Raw genomic sequence first — 17,877 nt, 5'->3', positions numbered from 1 at the left:
CGCATGGATTCCATCCCTTCCCACAGGGGGGAGTGGCCGCTTTTGCCTGAGCGTTGCAAGACCGCGCCGCCTGAGGTATTTTATCTCATGCCCCGCGCCAACTCCGCTCCTTTGTTATCGCCTGCCGCTATTCCGTCCCTGCCGCCGGAGTCTGTTGACGCACACTGTGAGAGCCAGCTTCGCCTGCTGCAGGAACTGGCTCAGCTCATGGATGCCGCCAGCGACGTAGCGCAGGCTCTGGACAAGGCTTTGGCCCTGATGGCCGGGCATCTGCACATGATGCGCGGGGCCATCACTCTGGTGTCACCGCAGACCGGCGAAATCCGCATTGAATCCTCCTACGGCCTCAAGCCCGCGGAGCGCCAGCGCGGCCGCTATGTGCGCGGCGAAGGCATCACCGGCCGGGTCATTGAGAGCGGCCGTGCCATGTATATTTCCGATGTCTCCGAAGAGCCGCTGTTTCTGAACAAAACCCGTTCGCGCGATCTGAAAAAAGAGGGCATTTCCTTTATCTGCGTGCCCATCCGGCTTAATAACCATGTGGTGGGCGCGCTTTCCGTGGATCACCTGCTGGCCGATGCCGCCACTCTGGAAGACGAAGTCCGCTTGCTGCTGATCATTGCCACGCTGCTGGGACATGCTGCTCTGGAAACCCAGGGGCGCATGGACGAGGAGAGCCGTCCCTCGCTGCGGCCCAAGGGCTTTGTGGGCAATTCGGAAAGCATGCAGAAGGTTTATGCCCAGATAGCCCAGGTGGCCCCGTCCGCCACCACGGTTTTATTGCAGGGCGAGTCCGGCACGGGCAAGGAACTGGCCGCCAGAGCCATTCATGCGGCCAGCGCCCGCGCGGCCCGGCCGTTTATTTCGCTCAACTGCGCGGCCCTGCCGGAAAATCTCATTGAGAGCGAACTGTTCGGGCACGAGCGTGGAGCTTTTACCGGGGCCAACGCCACCCGCAAGGGGCGTTTTGAACTGGCGCACGGCGGCACGCTGTTTCTGGATGAAGTGGGCGAACTTTCCCTGATGACCCAGGCCAAGCTGTTGCGCGTTTTGCAGGAACGCACCTTTGAACGCCTGGGCGGCATGGAGACCCTGCATGTGGACGTGCGCTTCATTACCGCCACAAACCGCGATCTGGAGCGGATGGTGGAGGAGGGGAGCTTCCGCCGCGATTTGTTTTACCGCCTCAATGTCTTTCCCATTTTTCTGCCGCCCCTGCGTCAGCGTCCCGAGGATATCCTGCCCCTAGCCAGCCATTTTATCCAAAAATACTCGGCTGCCAACGGGCGGAAGAATGTCCGCCTTTCCTTGGCCGTCATGGACATGCTCCAGCGTTATGACTGGCCCGGCAATATCCGCGAGTTGGAGAACGTCATGGAACGCGCCGTACTGCTGCTGGGCCGCGAAAATCTGGTGCTGCCCCAGCATCTGCCTCCGGCTCTGCACAGCGTGCACTGTGGCGGCCATGGCGGCGATGACCGTTGCGCCCTTCGGCCCGGCCTGGCCGGCAGTCTGCAGGAGCGTCTGGATGAACTGGAGCGGGCCTGCATTGTGGAAGCCCTGGAATCCAGCCGGGGGCAGATCGGCCGGGCCGCGGCCAGTCTGGGACTGACCGAGCGGATCATGGCCCTGCGCCTGAAAAAATACGGCATCAGTTACAAAACCTTTCGCCCCGCCCGCAAGGGTATGCCGCCCGTTGATAGTGACGCCTGAATGTAAATCATCCAAAATGTAGTTTTTGCGGCGGCGGCCCGCACCCAGCGCATAACCGGGGTGAAAGGGCGCTGTTTCACATTGAAAATTGGCTTTGGGTTGCGCGCTCAACTCAGAATGTTGCAAAAATGACAAAATTGTAGATTTAAAAGAACAATATATAATATATTGATTTTACATAATATTCACAAGAAGGATTCTCCCGCTGCCCGGATTGGTGGGAGAATCCTTTTCTTTTTTCGACAAATTTGTTGAAAAAAGAGCCTTCCGCAAGCCGCCCGCTGTATCCCCTCTCCGCATATATCAAAAAAATATTGTGCAAAATTAAATAGATATATAGCCATTCGGTTTGCCATCCGGTCCTGGCATGGATTGTGCCTTAAGGCACATGGGAGGCGCGACATGTGTCGCGTCGGGGAGAAACCATGGCGCCGGTTTCGTCTCTGGAGTTTTTGCCTGGCCGGATAGGGCCGCCGCAGATGCCGGGTTCATGTCGTTCCCGGGAAGACGACGCGACGGAAGTTGCGGGCGGCAGCGGCCATAAGGGAGTTTTGGGATGAACGCTTCGGATACGGCTTTTATCATTATCTGCGCCACCATGGTCATGCTGATGACCCCGGCTCTGGCCCTGTTTTACGGTGGTCTGGTCCGTGCGCGCAATGTGCTTTCCACACACATGCACAGTTACGCCAGTCTGGGTCTGATTACCGTGCTCTGGGCTCTTGTGGGCTACACCCTGGCCTTTGGCGAGGATGTCGGCGGCCTGATCGGCAATTTTTCCTATCTGTTCCTGAACGGGGTCGAGGGCACGGCCGCTCCGGCGGCCTCCAATCTTCCGCACACCGTTTTTGTGGCCTTTCAGTGTATGTTCGCGGTTCTGACAGTGGCACTGGTTTCCGGCGCATACGCCGAGCGCATCCGCTTCTCGGCCATGCTGCTCTTCTCCGGCCTCTGGATGATCTTCGCCTATGCGCCCATGGCCCACTGGGTCTGGGGCGGCGGCTGGATGGCCAAGCTGGGCGCTGTGGACTTCGCCGGCGGCGCGGTGGTCCATATGGCTTCCGGCGCGGGCGCGCTGGCCTGCGCCCAGGCCCTCGGCCCCCGGCTGTCCACAGGTCCGCAGAGCTTCACACCCAATAATCTGCCCTTCACCCTGCTGGGCGGCGGCTTGCTCTGGTTCGGCTGGTTCGGCTTCAATGCTGGCAGCGCCCTGTCCGCCGGTCCGCTGGCCGGTCAGGCCCTGCTGACCACCCATCTGGCCTCGGCCTGCGGCATCCTCGGCTGGATGCTGGTGGAATGGAAGCGCACCGGCAAGCCCACCAGCCTGGGCGCCATTTCCGGAGCTCTGGCCGGTCTGGTGGCCATCACGCCCGGCGCAGGCTTTGTGGGCCTGCTGCCCGCCATGCTTATCGGCTTTATAGGCGGCATGGTCTGCTATGGCGGCGTGCTGCTCAAGAACAGGTTCGGCTATGACGATGCGCTGGACGTGGTGGGCATCCACGGTCTGGGCGGCACCTGGGGCGCGCTTGCCACCGGCCTGTTTGCCAGTGCGGCCATCAACGAGGTGGACGGTCTGTTTTACGGCAATCCACATCAGCTCTGGGTACAGTTCATCTCCGTGCTGGGCACCTGGGTCTTCGTCTATGTGGTGAGCCGTCTTCTGCTCTGCGTCGTGGATGCCATTGTGGGGCTGCGCGTGGCGCCTGAAGCGGAATATGTCGGCCTGGACCTGAGTGAGCATAACGAACGTGGCTATTCGCTGTAAGCCGCAAGCGGCGAAGGGGACATCTCATGAAGAAACTGGAAATCATCATCCGGCCCGGCATGTTGGAGAGGGTCAAGGAAGAGCTCTCAAAGCTGGGCATTCACGGCATGAACTATTCGGAAATAAGGGGCTTCGGCCGCCAGCGCGGTCATACCGAAGTCTACCGGGGCACCACCATGCAGGTGGACTGCCTGCCCAAGATCAAGATTGAACTGGTGCTGCACGACGAGGCCCTGGAAAAGGTGCTCAATGCCGTGGTGGCCACGGCCCGCACCGGCCAGGTGGGCGACGGCAAGATATTCATCAGCGACGTGCAGGACGCGGTGCGCATCCGCACGGGCGAACGCGGCGAAGACGCGCTGTAGGCATTCATATTTTTTGAAATGAAAGGAGACGATGGTATGAGTTCCCCCCGCAACAAGGCGGTATTCAAGGCTGTTGACGCAACGCCGGTGGTTCCCTCCAGCCAGGAGGAAAAGTCGCATGAGGCCGGCGAGATTTTCGGACGCAATGTCTTCGGCCTTGCCGTGATGCGCAAGCGTCTGCCCAAAGACGTCTATCGCAAGCTGGCCAAAACAATCCGTGACGGCGAACGCCTGAATCCGGAAATTGCCGACGTGGTGGCCAACGCCATGAAAGACTGGGCCATTGAAAACGGCGCAACCCATTATACCCATTGGTTTCATCCCATGACCGGCCTGACCGCGGAAAAGCATGACGCCTTTCTCGCGCCTTCGGCCGACGGACAGGTCATCAGCGAGTTCTCCGGCAAGATGCTGATCAGCGGCGAACCGGACGCCTCGTCCTTCCCGTCCGGCGGCATCCGTTCTACCTTTGAAGCGCGCGGCTATACCGCCTGGGATCCTTCGGTGCCGGTGTTCATCATCCACCAGCCCTACGGCGCGACCCTGCACATCCCGACCTATTTCTATTCCTATTCCGGCGAGGCCCTGGACCGTAAAATTCCGCTGTTGCGCTCCATTTCCGCCTTGTCCCGGCAGGCCCTGCGCATCCTGAAGCTCTTCGGCAACACTTCGGCCGGCTACGTGCGGGCCATGGTCGGACCGGAGCAGGAATATTTTCTGGTGGACAAGAATCTGGCCGTGCTGCGTCCGGACATCATGCTGGCGGGCCGTACCCTGTTGGGCGCGCCTTCGCCCAAGGGCCAGGAAATGGAAGATCATTACTTCGGAGCCATTCCCGGCAGGGTCATGAGCTTCATGCAGGACGTGGAAAACGAACTGCTGGCTCTGGGTATTCCGGCCAAGACCCGTCATAACGAAGTGGCCCCCGGTCAATTTGAAATCGCGCCGGTCTATGAAGAGGCCAACATCGCCTGCGACCACAATATGCTGACCATGAACATGATGCGGCATATGGCCGGCAAGCACGGCTTTGTCTGCCTGCTGCACGAAAAGCCCTTTGCCGGAGTCAACGGCAGCGGCAAACACAACAACTGGTCCATGTGCGATTCCGACGGCCAGAACCTGCTCAACCCCGGCACCACGCCGCAGGACAACGCGCAGTTCCTGGTCTTTCTGGCCGCCGTGCTGCGTGCCGTGCACCAGCACAGCACGGCCCTGCGCCTGGGTACTGTGGGGGCGGGCAACGACCACCGTCTGGGAGCCAATGAAGCGCCCCCGGCCATCCTTTCGGTCTATCTGGGCGAACAGCTCACGGAGGTGCTGGACGATATCATCCACGGCAGCCATGCCAGGAACAGGAAGAGCCCGGTCATGGAAGTGGGTGTTTCCACGCTGCCGCCCCTGCCCGTGGATCTTTCCGACCGCAACCGTACCAGCCCCTTCGCCTTTACCGGCAACAAGTTCGAGTTCCGGGCCGTGGGTTCCTCGCAGTCAGTAGCTCCGGTGAACATCGCGCTCAATGCCGCCGTGGCCTGCGCCCTGGATGACATCGCCACCGAGCTGGAGGCCGCGATTTCAGCCGGCGCCAAGCTCAATGCGGCCTTGCAGGATCTGCTGCCCCGGCTGTTCAAGCAACACATGCCGGTGGTTTTCAACGGCAACGGCTATTCCGCCGCCTGGCCCAAGGAAGCGGCCAAACGCGGTCTGCCCAATTATAACAATACCGTGGCCGCCCTGGAACACTACAGCGACCCTGAGGTGATGAACGTCTTTTTGCGGCACGGCATCCTGAGCGAGCGTGAAATTCTGGCCCGCCAGGAAATCTTGCTGGAAAATTACGGCAAAACCCTCTGCATCGAAGGCAATCTGATGGTCAACATGGTGCGTTCCATGGTGCTGCCGCAGTGCCTGGAAGCCCAGACCAAAGCCGCCGACGCGGTGCTCAAGACCCGCGCCGTGCTGGGCGACAAGTCCGCCGCGCGCGAGGAGGGTTATTTCAAACTTCTGCATACCCATATCACGGCCCTGCAGACCGGCGTGGAAAAGCTGGAAAAGGCCGTGGAAAAGACCCAGGGCGTCCAGGACGCTCTGGAACAGGCCAAGGAAGCGCGCGACAGCATTCTGACCGCCATGACCGAATGCCGCGTCCATGCCGACACTTTAGAAAGGCTGGTGGAGGACAGCCTGTGGGTGCTGCCCAAGTATTCTGAGCTGCTCTGGGCGCACTAGGATTGTAGATCGAGTGTTGGGAGCGGGGAAGGTCTCATCCCGGGGGGGAAGATGAACTTATCCCGCTCCCGCCCCCCTGCGGCCCTGCGGCCGTGGGGCGCGTAGCGTCAGCGCCTGTCCGCCGCAACGGACGGCAGCAGCGCGAAGCGTAAGGGCGGGAAGTCTGGCGGCTTCCCGCCCTTAGAGCTTTTTGTAGAGGAAGATATTCGTTCATTCGTCGGACGCTGGGGTGACCCGGCGGCAGCGCCAGGCGTTGGCGCGATGCCGTGCGCGGCGAAGCTGTGCTACGGCTCAAGACAATATTGCAACGGATGGCGATAGCGACTGCATTGAACACGCCCCGCCGTTACGATGCGGTTTTCATCCGCACCCCGTCGGCTGCGGATTGCGGACGCCTTGCGGGCGGAGATATAGGCAACGGTAAAACTCCGGCGGAGCCAGAGGTTCCGCCGGAGTTTTACCGTCATGTAAGGCTTGGGGCTTCAGTCCTGCTTCATTTCCTGAATCAGACCCGTAAGCTTCTGGGCCTGGACGGAAAGGTCCGTCACGGCCTTGGACGCCTCGCCCATGGCTACAGCGATCTGTCGGTTCATATCATTGACCTGCAGGACGGACTGGTTGATTTCCTCGCTGGCGGCGGATTGTTCCTCGCTGGCTGTGGCGATGGCGTTGACCTGATCCGCCGTGGCGTCCACCGTGGTCACGATTTCCTCCAGAGCCGCGCCGGACTGGTTGGCGTAGTCCGTGGCCTGCTCAATCTGCTTCACGGCATTGTCCACGGATTCCATGCTCTTGGACGTGCTTTCCTGGATGGAACGGATGGCGTTGCTCACATCGTTGGTGGAGGCCATGGTTTTTTCTGCCAGTTTGCGCACTTCGTCGGCCACCACAGCGAAGCCTCGCCCGGCTTCACCTGCCCGCGCCGCTTCAATGGCCGCGTTGAGGGCCAGCAGATTGGTCTGGTCGGCAATGTCCGAAATGACGTTCATAATCTGGGTGATGGCCTGGGCATGCTCATTGAGCTGACCCATATCGTCCTTGAGTTCGAGCGAGAGAGTGCGCACCTGCCCGATGCTGTGCACGGCTTTTTCCACAATATTTGAACCGGCCTGAGCCTTGACCTTGGTTTCGGCGGAGGCGGCGGAAGCGGCGGAGGCGTTGCGGGCCACTTCCCGCACCGTGGCGTTCATTTCGTTCATGGCCGTGGCCGCTTCGGAGACACGCCCGGCGGCTTCGTTGGCCCCCTGGTCGGACTGCTCAATCTGGGCCGAAAGCTCCGTGGAGGCGGAGGAGAGGATATCCACAATGCCTTCGAGCCGGTTGGCGGCGGCCAGCATGCCGTCTTTTTTGGCGCTCTCGGCCTGTTGGCGGGCTTTTTCGGCCTCGTTCTGGGCAATCCTGGCTTTTTCCACGGCGGTGTTGGCTTCGCTGGTTTTTTGGGCCGCTTCGTCAATGCGTTCGCGCAGATTGCCGATCATCTGACCCAACGACGCATCCAGAGCGCGGATTTCACGCGGACTACGCGGATGCAGTTTGATTTGGGTATCAAGGTGCCCCTTTGCCACTTCATCCGCCGCGCCGGTCAATTGGCGCAAGGGGGAGCAGATGACCCGCGTCACATACCAGGCCACCAGAATTATCAAAGCCACGATAGCCAGACAGATCCAGGCCTGGTACATGGCATAGCGGTCATTGTTCTCGGCCACCAGGGCGGAGATGCGCTGTTGCTCGGCCTGCACGCTGTCGATATAGACGCCGGTGCCGATAAGGACATCTGTGCCCGGAATCAGGCAGATATAGCTGAGTTTGGGCTGGATGCCCGCGCCGGGTTTTTCAAAGGTGTACTCCACAAAGCCGCCGCCGTTCTTGGCCGTTTTCATGAATTCCTGGACGAAAAGTGTTCCGTTGGCGTCTTTGAGGCCGCTGCAATCCTTGCCGTTCAACGACTTGTTGATGGGCACGTTGATACGCATGCCGTCGGTGGTATAGGTGAAATAATAGCCTTCGCCGTTGGGGAAAAAGCGCTGGTAATCGGTAAGCTGTTCAATAATGGCGTACTGTTCTTTCTTGTCCGTGACGTTTTTGAGGCGGTTGGCCAGATTCTGCGCCTCCACCTCCACCGCGCTCTTTACCCCGTATTCGTATTTCTGGCGCAAGGCTTCGGTGATCTGCGGCATGGTGACATCATTGAAAACCCGTTGTGATACCAGAAAGTTGGCGGTGAACAATGTTCCTATGCCCAGCAGGAAAATGCCGCACAGCGCAATGATCCACATTTTGACGTTCATGGATGTTCTCCTCAATGTCATCCGTATCGCGCATCTGTTGATAATAACTGGCGGCAAACGCCGGGGAGCGCTGGACAGGCGATCCATTCCATGCAATTCGGGCACGTCAATGTGCTGTTCCGGCGGCTTTGCGAACAAAGCCGGAAATGCCGTGAACCACCGCAAGGAGAGGACATGCGGCGGAGAGTGTGTCCGTTCTTCAAAGAACGGGAAGCACATAACCCTTTTTCGGTAGGAGGACTGATATCTTAAGCCCTTTGAACAATTTTTTTCAGCGCTGTCCGCTGCTGGGGGCGGCCGCCGCCAGAATAGAATGCAAAAACGGCTCCCGCCGCAGAGCGGGAGCCGTCGTTTTTCAAAGCGGAACGGGCAACAAAGCCCGCGACAGGGAACGGCTTAGTACATGCCGTCCATGCCGCCCATACCACCCATGCCGCCGGGCATGGCCGGGGCGTCCTTCTTGGGTTCGGGCTTTTCAGCAATGGCGCATTCGGTGGTCAGCAGCAGGGAGGCCACGGAAGCGGCGTTCTGCAGGGCCGTGCGGGTCACCTTCTTCGGGTCGATGACGCCGGCCTTGATCAGGTCTTCATATTCGCCGGTGGCGGCGTTGAAGCCGAAGCCGTCCTTGCCCGCGCGGACCTTTTCCACCACGATGGAACCTTCGAATCCGGCGTTGTGGGCGATCTGGCGCAGGGGCTCTTCAATGGCACGGCGGATGATGTTCACGCCGGCCAGCTCATCGTCGTCAGCGGGCTTGATGTCGTTGAGGACCTTGGACACGCGGATCAGCGCGGTGCCGCCGCCAGGCACGATGCCTTCTTCCACGGCGGCGCGGGTAGCGTTGAGGGCGTCTTCCACGCGGTCTTTCTTTTCTTTCATTTCCACTTCAGTGGCGGCGCCCACATGCACCACAGCCACGCCGCCCACCAGCTTGGCCAGGCGTTCCTGCAGCTTTTCGCGGTCGTAGTCGGAGGTGCTGTCTTCGATCTGGGCGCGGATCTGCTTCACGCGGCCCTTGATGTCTTCGCTCTTGCCGGCGCCGTCCACGATGGTGGTGTTGTCCTTGTCCACAACCACACGCTTGGCGGTGCCCAGTTCGGCCAGGGTCATGTTCTCCAGCTTGGAGCCGGTGTCTTCGGAAGCCACCTGGCCGCCGGTGAGGACGGCGATGTCCTGAAGCATGGCCTTGCGGCGGTCGCCGAAGCCCGGAGCCTTCACGGCCACGACCTGAAGGGCGCCGCGCAGCTTGTTGACCACCAGGGTGGCCAGGGCTTCGCCTTCCACGTCTTCGGCGATGATCATCAGCGGACGGTTGACCTTGGCCACCTGCTCAAGCACGGGCAGCATATCTTTCATGCTGGAGATCTTCTTTTCCGTGCAGAGAATGTAGGGGTTGTCCATCTCGCAGATCATTTTTTCGGCGTTGGTCACGAAATAGGGGGAGAGGTAGCCGCGGTCGAAGCGCATGCCTTCCACCACGTCCATGGTGGTTTCCAGGCCCTTGGCTTCTTCAACGGTGATGACGCCTTCCTTGCCCACTTTGGACATGGCTTCGGCGATGATGTTGCCGATGGTGGCGTCGGAGTTGGCGGAAATGGTGCCGATCTGGGCGATTTCCTTCTGGTCGCGGGTGGGCTTGGCCAGGTTGGCCAGCTCGGCGATCAGGGAGTCCACACCTTTGTCGATGCCGCGCTTGATGGCCATGGGATTGCGGCCGGCGGCCACCAGCTTGATGCCCTCATGGTACACGGCCTGGGCCAGAATGGTGGCGGTGGTGGTGCCGTCGCCGGCGGCGTCGGAAGTCTTGGAGGCGACTTCTTTCACGAGTTGGGCGCCCATGTTCTCGAACTTGTCGTCCAGTTCGATTTCCTTGGCTACGGTCACGCCGTCTTTGGTGATGACGGGCGCGCCGAAGGATTTTTCAAGAACGACATTGCGGCCTTTGGGGCCAAGAGTGACTTTAACGGCATTGGCCAGTTTGTCCACGCCGCGGGCAAGTTTTTCACGGGCTTTAACGTCGAACAAAATTTCTTTAGCGGACATTTTCTGATTTCCTCCTGAGTGGTGATTCGGCAGAGATCGGGATTAGTCGATGATGGCGAGAATGTCTTCTTCACGCATCACAAGGTGGTCGACGCCGTCCAGCTTGATTTCCGTACCGGCATACTTGTTGAAGAGCACTTCATCGCCCTTCTTCACAGCCATGGCGACGCGGGAACCGTTTTCCGCGATCTTGCCGGGACCCACGGCCACAACTTCGCCCTTGGAGGGCTTTTCCTTGGCCGTGTCAGGGATGTACAGACCACCGGCGGTCTTTTCTTCAGATTCAAGGCGCTTGACCAGCACACGGTCGTTAAGGGGTTTCAGCTTCATGACGTCAAATCCTCCCGGAAAGTTTTTTATTGCCCTTGCGGGCACAGGCGGCGGCCGAACCAGCGGACGCGCCGGAAATATTGCGCGTAACGGGCCGCAGCGGGCATTGCCGTTGCACTGCCCCGCACGGGCATACAGATAAGTCACTCTCGCGGCTTGAAAAGGGGCTGAGGCAAAATTTTTTAATTTTTTTTTCTATAAAATATAAAAATTATTTTATTTCAATGTGTTATGTAAAAATGAGTTTGGTGCCGCTACGCCCGGCCGTCCCGGCGGCGCATAAAAAAGAGCCCCACAAGGGGGCTCTCAGACTGCTGAGATCAGCTTCCCGGCATCTTCCTCCGGAGCGGATCCGCCGCTTACGGCGAAAATTCCGACGGGCGGCCGTTTTTGAAGCGGCGCAATTTTATACGTAACCCGCTCTAATAGCTGCAGAGACGGTCCGCCGGGATGATGGTGAAGCCGTTGTTTTTGAGCACGTCCACGGCCTGATCCACCTTGTCGAAGCGGAAAATCATCACCGCGCTTTCCTGGTCGCGCTGCACAAAGGCGTACATGTATTCCACATTGATGCCGTTACGCGAAACAAGCTGCAAAACGGCATCAAGACCGCCCGGCGTGTCGGCCACTTCCACGGCCACCACGCTGGTGCGCCCCAGGGTAAAGCCTTTTTCCTTGAGCACGGTTTTGGCTTTTTCATGATCGCAGACGATCATGCGCAAAATGCCGAAGTCCGACGTGTCGGCCAGGGAAAGGGCGCGGATGTTGATGCCCGCCTCGGCCAGGGTGTGGGTGACTTCAGCCAGACGGCCGGCCCGGTTTTCCAGAAAAACGGATAATTGTTCTGCTTTCATAGAGAAATCCTTTATCAGCCGTTTTATGACGCTCAGGCCTTGTGGGAGTCATCACCGGAAGAGGACGGCTCTTTTTTGTCCTTGGGGGTGATGTCGATTTCATCGGGTTCAGATGACGCGCGGCGGAAGTTGCGGATAGCCCGACCGAGTCCGCCGCCTATTTCCGGCAGTTTTTTTGCGCCGAAAATGAGCAGCACGACTACCAGAATGAGTAAGAGTTCCTGCGTGCCAATGCCGAACATGCGGCAAGCCTCCGTTGGATGTTGGGCTGTAAAGCCAATCTACCTGGATAGCATAAGCCGCCGCGGGCGGGAGGTCAAGGCGGGGTTGCCGCTGCGGGCGCTTCGCGGGGCGGATTCAGCGTCGCCGTCCCAACGCGTGCCGGACCTGTTTGGGAGAGGAGGGGTGGCGGAAGCCGGCTTCAATCAGACGGCGGGCCGAGGCGTCGCGCCTGTCTTTGGTGTTGCCGCCCAGAACCACGGCCAGCAGACGGGTTTTGCCGCGTTGGGCCGTAACCACGATATTGTAGCCCGAGGCTACGGTCCAGCCGGTTTTCAGGCCGTTGACCCCGGCCACGGTGCCCAGCAGGGCGTTGGTGTTGCGCATGGTGCGGCCTCTGTGCAGGAAAAAGCGCGTACTGTGAAAGCGCATGGCGCCGGGGTGCGCCCTGAGATAGGCGCGGCTCAGCGTCACCATGTCGCGGGCCGTGGTTTTCTGTCCGGCGGCGGGCAGGCCGGTGGGATTTTTAAATACCGTGCGGCGCATGCCCAGGGTGCGGGCCTTGCTGTTCATCCGGCGTACGAAATTGCGGATATTGCCGCCGCTGACGCGTTGGGCCACGGCCATGGCCGCATCATTGCCCGAAGCCACGGCCATGCCGGTGAGCAGGCGCACCAGCGGCACGCGTTCGCCGGCGCGCAGATGCATGGACGAACCGCCCGTGGCGGCGGACTGGCGGCTGACCCTGACCTTTTCATTGAGGGAAACGCTTTTCGCCTTGACCGCGTCCATGGCCAGAAACATGCTCATAAGCTTGGTCAGCGAGGCCGGCGGGATGGCCGCGTCGGCGCTTTGCTCGTAGAGGATGCGGCCTGTGTCCAGATTGATCAGCATGGCCGAACGCACCGGCAGCGCGGCCTGGGCCGGAAGAGCCGGAAGGCAGAAGATCAGGAAAAGGAGCAGACAGAGCGGCGGGATGAAGAGCGCCCGGCCCGGACGGCTTGAACGGCGGCAGCAAATGGCGACAGAGGCGCGGAGCGGTTCTGTTTGGGACCGTCTAGGCTGTTTTCGGGTTGCTATGGCGCCGGAATCAGTCATGAGCCTTGTAAAAATGGTTGGCTTCCTCCACCGCCTGCATGGCAAAGGACAACAGGACGGGTCCGGCGATGAGTCCCACCGGGCCGAAGCTGGCCAAGCCGCAGAGGATGGCGAGAATCAGGACAAAGAAGGGAGCGTTGATGCCCTGGCGCAAAAAGAGGGGCCTCAGCACATTGTCCACCCCGGCCACGGCCAGCATGCCCCAGAGGGCCAGACCCACGGCGGCCATGGTTTTACCGGTGAACCAGAGTGAAAGACAGAGCGGCAACCAGATCAGAGCCGTGCCCACCACCGGAATGGGAGCCACCAGGGTTGCCAGCATGCCCCAGAAGGCGGGCTGGTTGACGCCGGCCACGGCAAAGCCGATGCCGCAGAGAACGCCCTGGGCCAGGGCCACCAGCACGATGCCCAGCATGATGGCCCGCAGGGCGCGGTGGATGGTGTTGGTGAAGCGCCGCAGAAGGGCCTGCGGCAAATGGAATATCCGGCAGAAGACCTTGCGGATGCGCCGGGAATAAACCGTGAAAAGCACCGTGAGCGTGAAAAAGAGAAAGGTGGTCCAGAGCGCGGTCATGGTGCCGCCCAGAAAGCCGAAACCCCGGCTGACCAGCATGCTCATGGCGTCCCCGAAAAGCGTGTCCAGATTATGCACGAAGTCGTCAACCAGTTTTTCGATACGCGGATATTCGGCCAGACTCAGCCGCCATTGCTGGATGTGCTCCACCCATTGCGGCGGCAACTGGAAGTTGTTGGCCTGGAGTTCGCGCAGCCGCGCCAGACCGGCTACGGCCTGCGGAGAAACCAGCAGCGCCAGAACGGCGATGGGCACGAACAGGGAGGAAATAATGAACGTAACATAGCCCCAAAGCGGCACATGGCGTGAAAGCCCGATGAGCCGCCGCCGTTTGCGCGAGTCGGGCTCGCGGCGTTCCAGACGGACGCGCCAGACGCCGGCCTTCTGGCGCAGACGGCGGTACAGGGGCAGGGTCAGGCAGGAGAAGCAGGCGGCCATGAAAATGGTGACGGGATTGGGCCAAAGCAGCAGATACCACGCCAGAGCAGCCAGTAAGTAGAGCAGGCGCGGCAGAAATACGGTCATATATCAAACCCTTGTTGCGTCCGGCGCGATGTTTGGCGACGGCGGACGCCGTTGTGCGGCATGAGGGAACGCGCCAATCTAGCAGACCTTGCCGGGCTCTGCCAAGCCCCAAGGGCGAGTGCTTGCGACGGGCTGCTGCCGGGCCGTGCGTTGCATTGCGTCTGCCCCTGCCGTACCATGAACGCATGGATATTGATTCTGTCGGGCCGTCCCTGTGTTCTTCGGCCTCTGTTCCGCCCGCGTTGACGGTGCTGCTGACCTGTCAGGGCGGCGAGTCGCCCGCCGCCTGTCTTGAGGCATTGGCCCGGGCCGGAGCCGGGGATGCGACAGTGCTTTGCTGCTGCCCTCCGGAGCGGGAAGTCCCGATACGTGCATTGGGCGACGCCCTGTTACGGGCGGGAGGTCTGGCCGGATTCCGCTGTCTGCCTCTTGCGCCGGGTGACGACCGGTACGCGGCGGCCAACAGGGCGGCGGGGGAGGCGGGTGGTTCTTTTCTGCTGCTGCTTTCTCCGGATGCGCTGCTGGAACCGGACAGCCTGCCGTGCCTGTCGGCCAGGCTGGCGGAAAATTCCAATCTGGCCGGCCTTAATCCTTTATTGCTTGCGCCGGAAGGTGGGACCGGGCCGCGCCGGATCCGCCATCTGGGTTGCGTGGCCGACAGCCGGGGGCAACTACATTATTTATATGAAGGGCTGCCTGACGGCCACCCCCTGGCCGCGCGGCGGCGCGCCTTTCAGCTGGCTCATGAAGCGGCTCTGCTGGTGCGGCGGGAAGATTTTCTGGCCGTGGGCGGTTTCAGGTCGGGGCTGGAAGGACTGACCGTTCCGGATTTCTGTCTGCGCCTCGCGGCGGCGCGCAAGGGCGTTTTTTCCACCGAACCCTCGGCCAGGGCCGTGCTGCGCGACAGCTTCGATTCCTGGAAAAAATGCGGTCTCTGGAACAGCCTTCTACAGCGCGGCCGTCTGAATCCGGCCCTGCTACGGACGGATTATCATTCTCAGGTTCAGGCCGACGGGCTGGAATACGGCCTGACGCCCTGGCTGGCGGAAGGCCCATGCGGCCTGATCCTTGAAGAGGAAGAGGGCAGACCGGACGCGGCCTGGCTGCGCTGGCGGCATGCGCCGGAACCCGCCGCGCTGCTGCATCTGCTGCATCTGTTGCCGCCGGAGCGGCGCGCCCAGGCTCTGAGCCTCTGCCGCGAACTGCCGTCCAGCCTGCCGCGCGCCTTTGCCTGGTATACGGATCTGGCCGCCCGGCTGGAGGACTTCGGCGGACGTGAAAATCTGTCCCGGCTCAGGGAGGATGCGCATTCTTGGCGGACGCGGGCCCGGCGTTTCCGCCACGGGCTGCTCAGGCCGGGCCTGCGCGCTCTGGCCGACGCGGGCATCTATGCCTGCTCTCTGGACAATGCCCCCTCCATGTATGACGCCTGGCTGGAATTGCGGGAAAACAGCCTCCCGGCGGCTGACCCGGAGGCGAAGAATCTGCGCGTGGAACGGACCTGGCCGGAAATCGCCGTGCTCATGCCGGTCTGGAATCCCGAACCCGCGTTTTTGCGCGCGGCTCTGGATTCCGTACTGGCCCAGAGCTACGGCCAATGGCAGCTCTGTCTGGCCGACGACGCCTCCACCAGGCCGGAAACGCCGGAACTGCTGCGTTCCTATGCCGCGCGGGACAAACGCATCCGCCTGGTCATCCGGGAGCGGAACGGGCATATCTCGCGGGCCAGCAACAGCGCCCTGGCCCTGGCGGACGCGCCCTGGGCGGCCTTTCTGGATCATGACGACCTGCTGGCCCCGGACGCCCTGCTGGAAGTGGCCCGGCATGCGGCGGAACGTCCCGGCCTGCGTTTTCTGTACAGCGACGAGGACAAGATCGACGCCGCCGGGGTGCGCCGCACGCCGATATTCAAGGCTGATTTTGATTTTGACCTGCATTACACAGGTCACCTTTCAACCTATGCCGTGGCCGCGCTGCGCGAGGCGGACGGCTTGCGCCCCGGTCTGGAAGGCTCACAGGATTTTGACCTGAGCCTGCGCGTGACCGAAAAACTCAGGCCAGAGGAAATCGCCCACATCCCGCGTATTCTCTACCACTGGCGCATCCATGCGGGCAGCACCACGGCCAGCGTGGCCACCAAGCCCTATGTGCTGGAGGCCACGCGCCGGGCTTTGGCTGAAAGCGCACAACGTCGGGGTCTGGATGCCGCCGTTCTGCCGACGGGGAAAAACAATTTTTTCAAGCTGGAACTGGCCGTGCCGCGAAACCTGCGCTGCAGCGTGATCCTGCTGGCGAATGGACCCGGGCCGCTGACGCCGGGTCTGGCTGACTGTTTGTGCAAACTTGCCCGGCGGCTGCGCCTGGAAACGCTCTGGCAGCCGCTGACCCCCTCGGCCCTGCCCGCGGGCTTGCCGAAAACCTGGCCGCCGCGCCTGAACGGGCGCGTTCTGCCGCCCGCCGGGCCGCACTGGTCCACGGCCTGCCGGACGGCGGCCCGCGCCGCCACGGGGGACGTGCTGCTGTTTTTGTCCGCCGATCTTCTGCCTGTGGGGGACTGCCGCCCGGAACAACTGGCGGCTTTGGCCCTGCGGCCCGATCTGCCTCTGGTGGGCGGCTGCGTCTGGAAGGGCGGGCTGCTGTGGCACGCGGGCTTGTACCCTGATGTGATGGGCCTGCCTTTTCCCTTGCTGCGCGGGGCCGCGCCCGGACTGTTGCCCTCGCTCTGCTGGGGGCAGTTATTGCTGACGCGGCGGGTTCTGGCCGTCTCCCGGCACTGCATGGCCGTCCGGCGAAAGGATTTTCTGGAGAGCGGCGGCTTTGATCCCGCTCTGGGGCCGCTGGCAGGGGCGGACTACAGCCTGCGCCGGGAAGAGCAGGGACGCTTTACTCTGATTTCGCCCTGGGGCCAGTGGCTGCTGCCGAGTGGGGCCGAGGAGGAAAAGCTGTCGCCCCGGGCGCGGGAATGTTTTCTTGAGCGTTGGGGCGACATTGTACGCGGCCACGGCCTGCGGAATCCGCAGTTGCGCGCCGCGCCGGACTATGGCTGGATGCTGGACCTGAACGGAGCTTAGAACCCGGCGGCCTTTGCCGAAAAGCGCTCATGGACCGGGGAGGCACTATTAAAGCACAGCTCCGGACCATGAGCGCTTTTATTGTGAAACGGATTCGTTTTTCAGGGGCGGCCGTTACCCGCTCAGGCCAGTACTTTGCTGCCGTTGAAGGAGATGCTGATCACCTCGTAGGTGACGCGGCCGCGCGGGATGTCCACCGTAACCTCGTCACCTTCCTCCTTGCCCAGCAGGGCCTGGCCCACGGGCGACAGAAAAGAGATGGAGCCCTTGCCGGGGTCGGCCTCGTCCGGGCCGAGAATGGTGAAGCTGCGGCTTTCGCCGCTGTCCACGTCCTCCACTTCCACTGTGGAGCCGAAGATGACCTTGTCGCCGCTGAGTTTGTCCAGATCGACCACCTGATAGAGCGCCAGACGCGATTCAATGTACTTGATGCGCGCCTCGGCCATGCCCTGGCGTTCGCGTGCGGCGTCATAGCCCGCGTTTTCGCGCAGATCGCCTTCTTCCCTGGCTTCTTTGATGGCCTGGATGATGGCCGGGCGTTCGCTCTTCAGGCGGGCCAGTTCTTCTTCCAGCTTCTTGTAGCCTTGCACGGAAATGGGGATATTTGTCATGTCCAACCTCACAGCGCACAAAAAAAGCGTCCGCTGCCCGGGCAGCGGAGCATATGCGCGACTTTTTGCTGAAAAAATTTTGGGAGCACGGCAGATGCGGCAAAAAACCCCTGCGTAACGGAAACCGGCCGCGGGGTATAAGCGTGACTGCCTTCATACCCTAGCCGTTGCCCGCGCCGTGGTCAAGCCCTG

13 protein-coding genes are annotated in these 17,877 nt (G+C 61.4%); 5 read left to right on the top strand and 8 right to left on the bottom strand.

Translation table 11 applies throughout. From position 1 onward, the window contains the following. Positions 1–207 precede the first annotated feature (207 nt). The 4 genes from FYJ44_RS05755 (at position 208) to FYJ44_RS05740 (ending at position 6,072) form a co-directional block, all read left to right on the top strand. A complete protein-coding gene (locus FYJ44_RS05755; protein WP_229772522.1) occupies positions 208–1,713 on the top strand; it encodes a sigma-54 interaction domain-containing protein in 1,506 nt (501 codons plus the stop codon). A gap of 556 nt (positions 1,714–2,269) precedes the next feature. Beyond that, positions 2,270–3,478: an ammonium transporter gene (locus tag FYJ44_RS05750; protein WP_154510031.1), complete on the top strand. Its 1,209-nt coding sequence runs from the start codon at positions 2,270–2,272 to the stop codon at positions 3,476–3,478. A 26-nt stretch (positions 3,479–3,504) separates the two neighbouring features. Continuing rightward, complete coding sequence (locus FYJ44_RS05745; protein WP_154510029.1) at positions 3,505–3,843, top strand: P-II family nitrogen regulator; 339 nt, start codon at positions 3,505–3,507, stop codon at positions 3,841–3,843. 36 nt (positions 3,844–3,879) lie between these two features. After that, entirely contained in the window at positions 3,880–6,072 is a 2,193-nt protein-coding gene (locus FYJ44_RS05740) for a glutamine synthetase III family protein (protein WP_154510027.1), read from the top strand. Between the two features lie 482 nt (positions 6,073–6,554). Here the strand turns inward: FYJ44_RS05740 and FYJ44_RS05735 are convergent, their stop codons facing one another. From FYJ44_RS05735 to FYJ44_RS05705, 7 genes are all read right to left on the bottom strand, one after another. Continuing rightward, positions 6,555–8,360 (bottom strand): methyl-accepting chemotaxis protein, encoded by a 1,806-nt coding sequence (locus FYJ44_RS05735; protein WP_154510025.1) that lies wholly within the window; start codon positions 8,358–8,360, stop codon positions 6,555–6,557. 396 nt (positions 8,361–8,756) lie between these two features. Then, positions 8,757–10,403, bottom strand: coding sequence for a chaperonin GroEL (gene groL / locus FYJ44_RS05730; protein ID WP_154510023.1), 1,647 nt, complete (start codon positions 10,401–10,403; stop codon positions 8,757–8,759). 42 nt (positions 10,404–10,445) lie between these two features. Then, a complete protein-coding gene (groES, locus tag FYJ44_RS05725; RefSeq protein ID WP_154510021.1) occupies positions 10,446–10,733 on the bottom strand; it encodes a co-chaperone GroES in 288 nt (95 codons plus the stop codon). A 422-nt stretch (positions 10,734–11,155) separates the two neighbouring features. Further along, positions 11,156–11,587, bottom strand: a complete 432-nt coding sequence (locus FYJ44_RS05720) for an ACT domain-containing protein (protein WP_154510019.1) — start codon at positions 11,585–11,587, stop codon at positions 11,156–11,158. A gap of 32 nt (positions 11,588–11,619) precedes the next feature. Then, positions 11,620–11,829 (bottom strand): twin-arginine translocase TatA/TatE family subunit, encoded by a 210-nt coding sequence (locus tag FYJ44_RS05715; RefSeq protein WP_154510017.1) that lies wholly within the window; start codon positions 11,827–11,829, stop codon positions 11,620–11,622. A gap of 115 nt (positions 11,830–11,944) precedes the next feature. Then, positions 11,945–12,712: a D-alanyl-D-alanine carboxypeptidase family protein gene (locus FYJ44_RS05710; RefSeq protein ID WP_288230766.1), complete on the bottom strand. Its 768-nt coding sequence runs from the start codon at positions 12,710–12,712 to the stop codon at positions 11,945–11,947. Positions 12,713–12,896: 184 nt separating this feature from the next. Then, complete coding sequence (locus FYJ44_RS05705) at positions 12,897–14,003, bottom strand: AI-2E family transporter (protein ID WP_154510015.1); 1,107 nt, start codon at positions 14,001–14,003, stop codon at positions 12,897–12,899. 185 nt (positions 14,004–14,188) lie between these two features. Here FYJ44_RS05705 and FYJ44_RS05700 point away from each other — a divergent pair, with 185 nt between their 5' ends. Next, complete coding sequence (locus FYJ44_RS05700; RefSeq protein WP_229772520.1) at positions 14,189–17,074, top strand: glycosyltransferase family 2 protein; 2,886 nt, start codon at positions 14,189–14,191, stop codon at positions 17,072–17,074. Positions 17,075–17,196: 122 nt separating this feature from the next. Here FYJ44_RS05700 and greA read toward each other — a convergent pair whose 3' ends face one another. Next, positions 17,197–17,685: a transcription elongation factor GreA gene (greA, locus tag FYJ44_RS05695; RefSeq protein WP_154510011.1), complete on the bottom strand. Its 489-nt coding sequence runs from the start codon at positions 17,683–17,685 to the stop codon at positions 17,197–17,199. Between the last annotated feature and the right edge of the window lie 192 nt (positions 17,686–17,877).

Origin of the sequence: Desulfovibrio porci, assembly GCF_009696265.1 — a bacterium.
GTDB classification, from domain to species: Bacteria; Desulfobacterota; Desulfovibrionia; order Desulfovibrionales; family Desulfovibrionaceae; genus Desulfovibrio; species Desulfovibrio porci.
The sequence above is the reverse complement of the archived record's forward strand: the minus strand, read 5'-3'. Positions and strand labels throughout refer to the sequence as shown.

Bases quoted from the DNA above. Each gene is read 5' to 3' on its own strand.
- FYJ44_RS05700 (WP_229772520.1), top strand. From the start codon at position 14,189: ATGGATATTGATTCTGTCGGGCCGTCCCTGTGTTCTTCGGCCTCTGTT.
- FYJ44_RS05735 (WP_154510025.1), bottom strand. From the start codon at position 8,360: ATGAACGTCAAAATGTGGATCATTGCGCTGTGCGGCATTTTCCTGCTG.
- groES (WP_154510021.1), bottom strand. From the start codon at position 10,733: ATGAAGCTGAAACCCCTTAACGACCGTGTGCTGGTCAAGCGCCTTGAA.
- FYJ44_RS05715 (WP_154510017.1), bottom strand. From the start codon at position 11,829: ATGTTCGGCATTGGCACGCAGGAACTCTTACTCATTCTGGTAGTCGTG.
- FYJ44_RS05750 (WP_154510031.1), top strand. From the start codon at position 2,270: ATGAACGCTTCGGATACGGCTTTTATCATTATCTGCGCCACCATGGTC.
- FYJ44_RS05705 (WP_154510015.1), bottom strand. From the start codon at position 14,003: ATGACCGTATTTCTGCCGCGCCTGCTCTACTTACTGGCTGCTCTGGCG.
- FYJ44_RS05740 (WP_154510027.1), top strand. From the start codon at position 3,880: ATGAGTTCCCCCCGCAACAAGGCGGTATTCAAGGCTGTTGACGCAACG.
- FYJ44_RS05720 (WP_154510019.1), bottom strand. From the start codon at position 11,587: ATGAAAGCAGAACAATTATCCGTTTTTCTGGAAAACCGGGCCGGCCGT.
- groL (WP_154510023.1), bottom strand. From the start codon at position 10,403: ATGTCCGCTAAAGAAATTTTGTTCGACGTTAAAGCCCGTGAAAAACTT.
- FYJ44_RS05745 (WP_154510029.1), top strand. From the start codon at position 3,505: ATGAAGAAACTGGAAATCATCATCCGGCCCGGCATGTTGGAGAGGGTC.
- FYJ44_RS05755 (WP_229772522.1), top strand. From the start codon at position 208: ATGGATGCCGCCAGCGACGTAGCGCAGGCTCTGGACAAGGCTTTGGCC.
- greA (WP_154510011.1), bottom strand. From the start codon at position 17,685: ATGACAAATATCCCCATTTCCGTGCAAGGCTACAAGAAGCTGGAAGAA.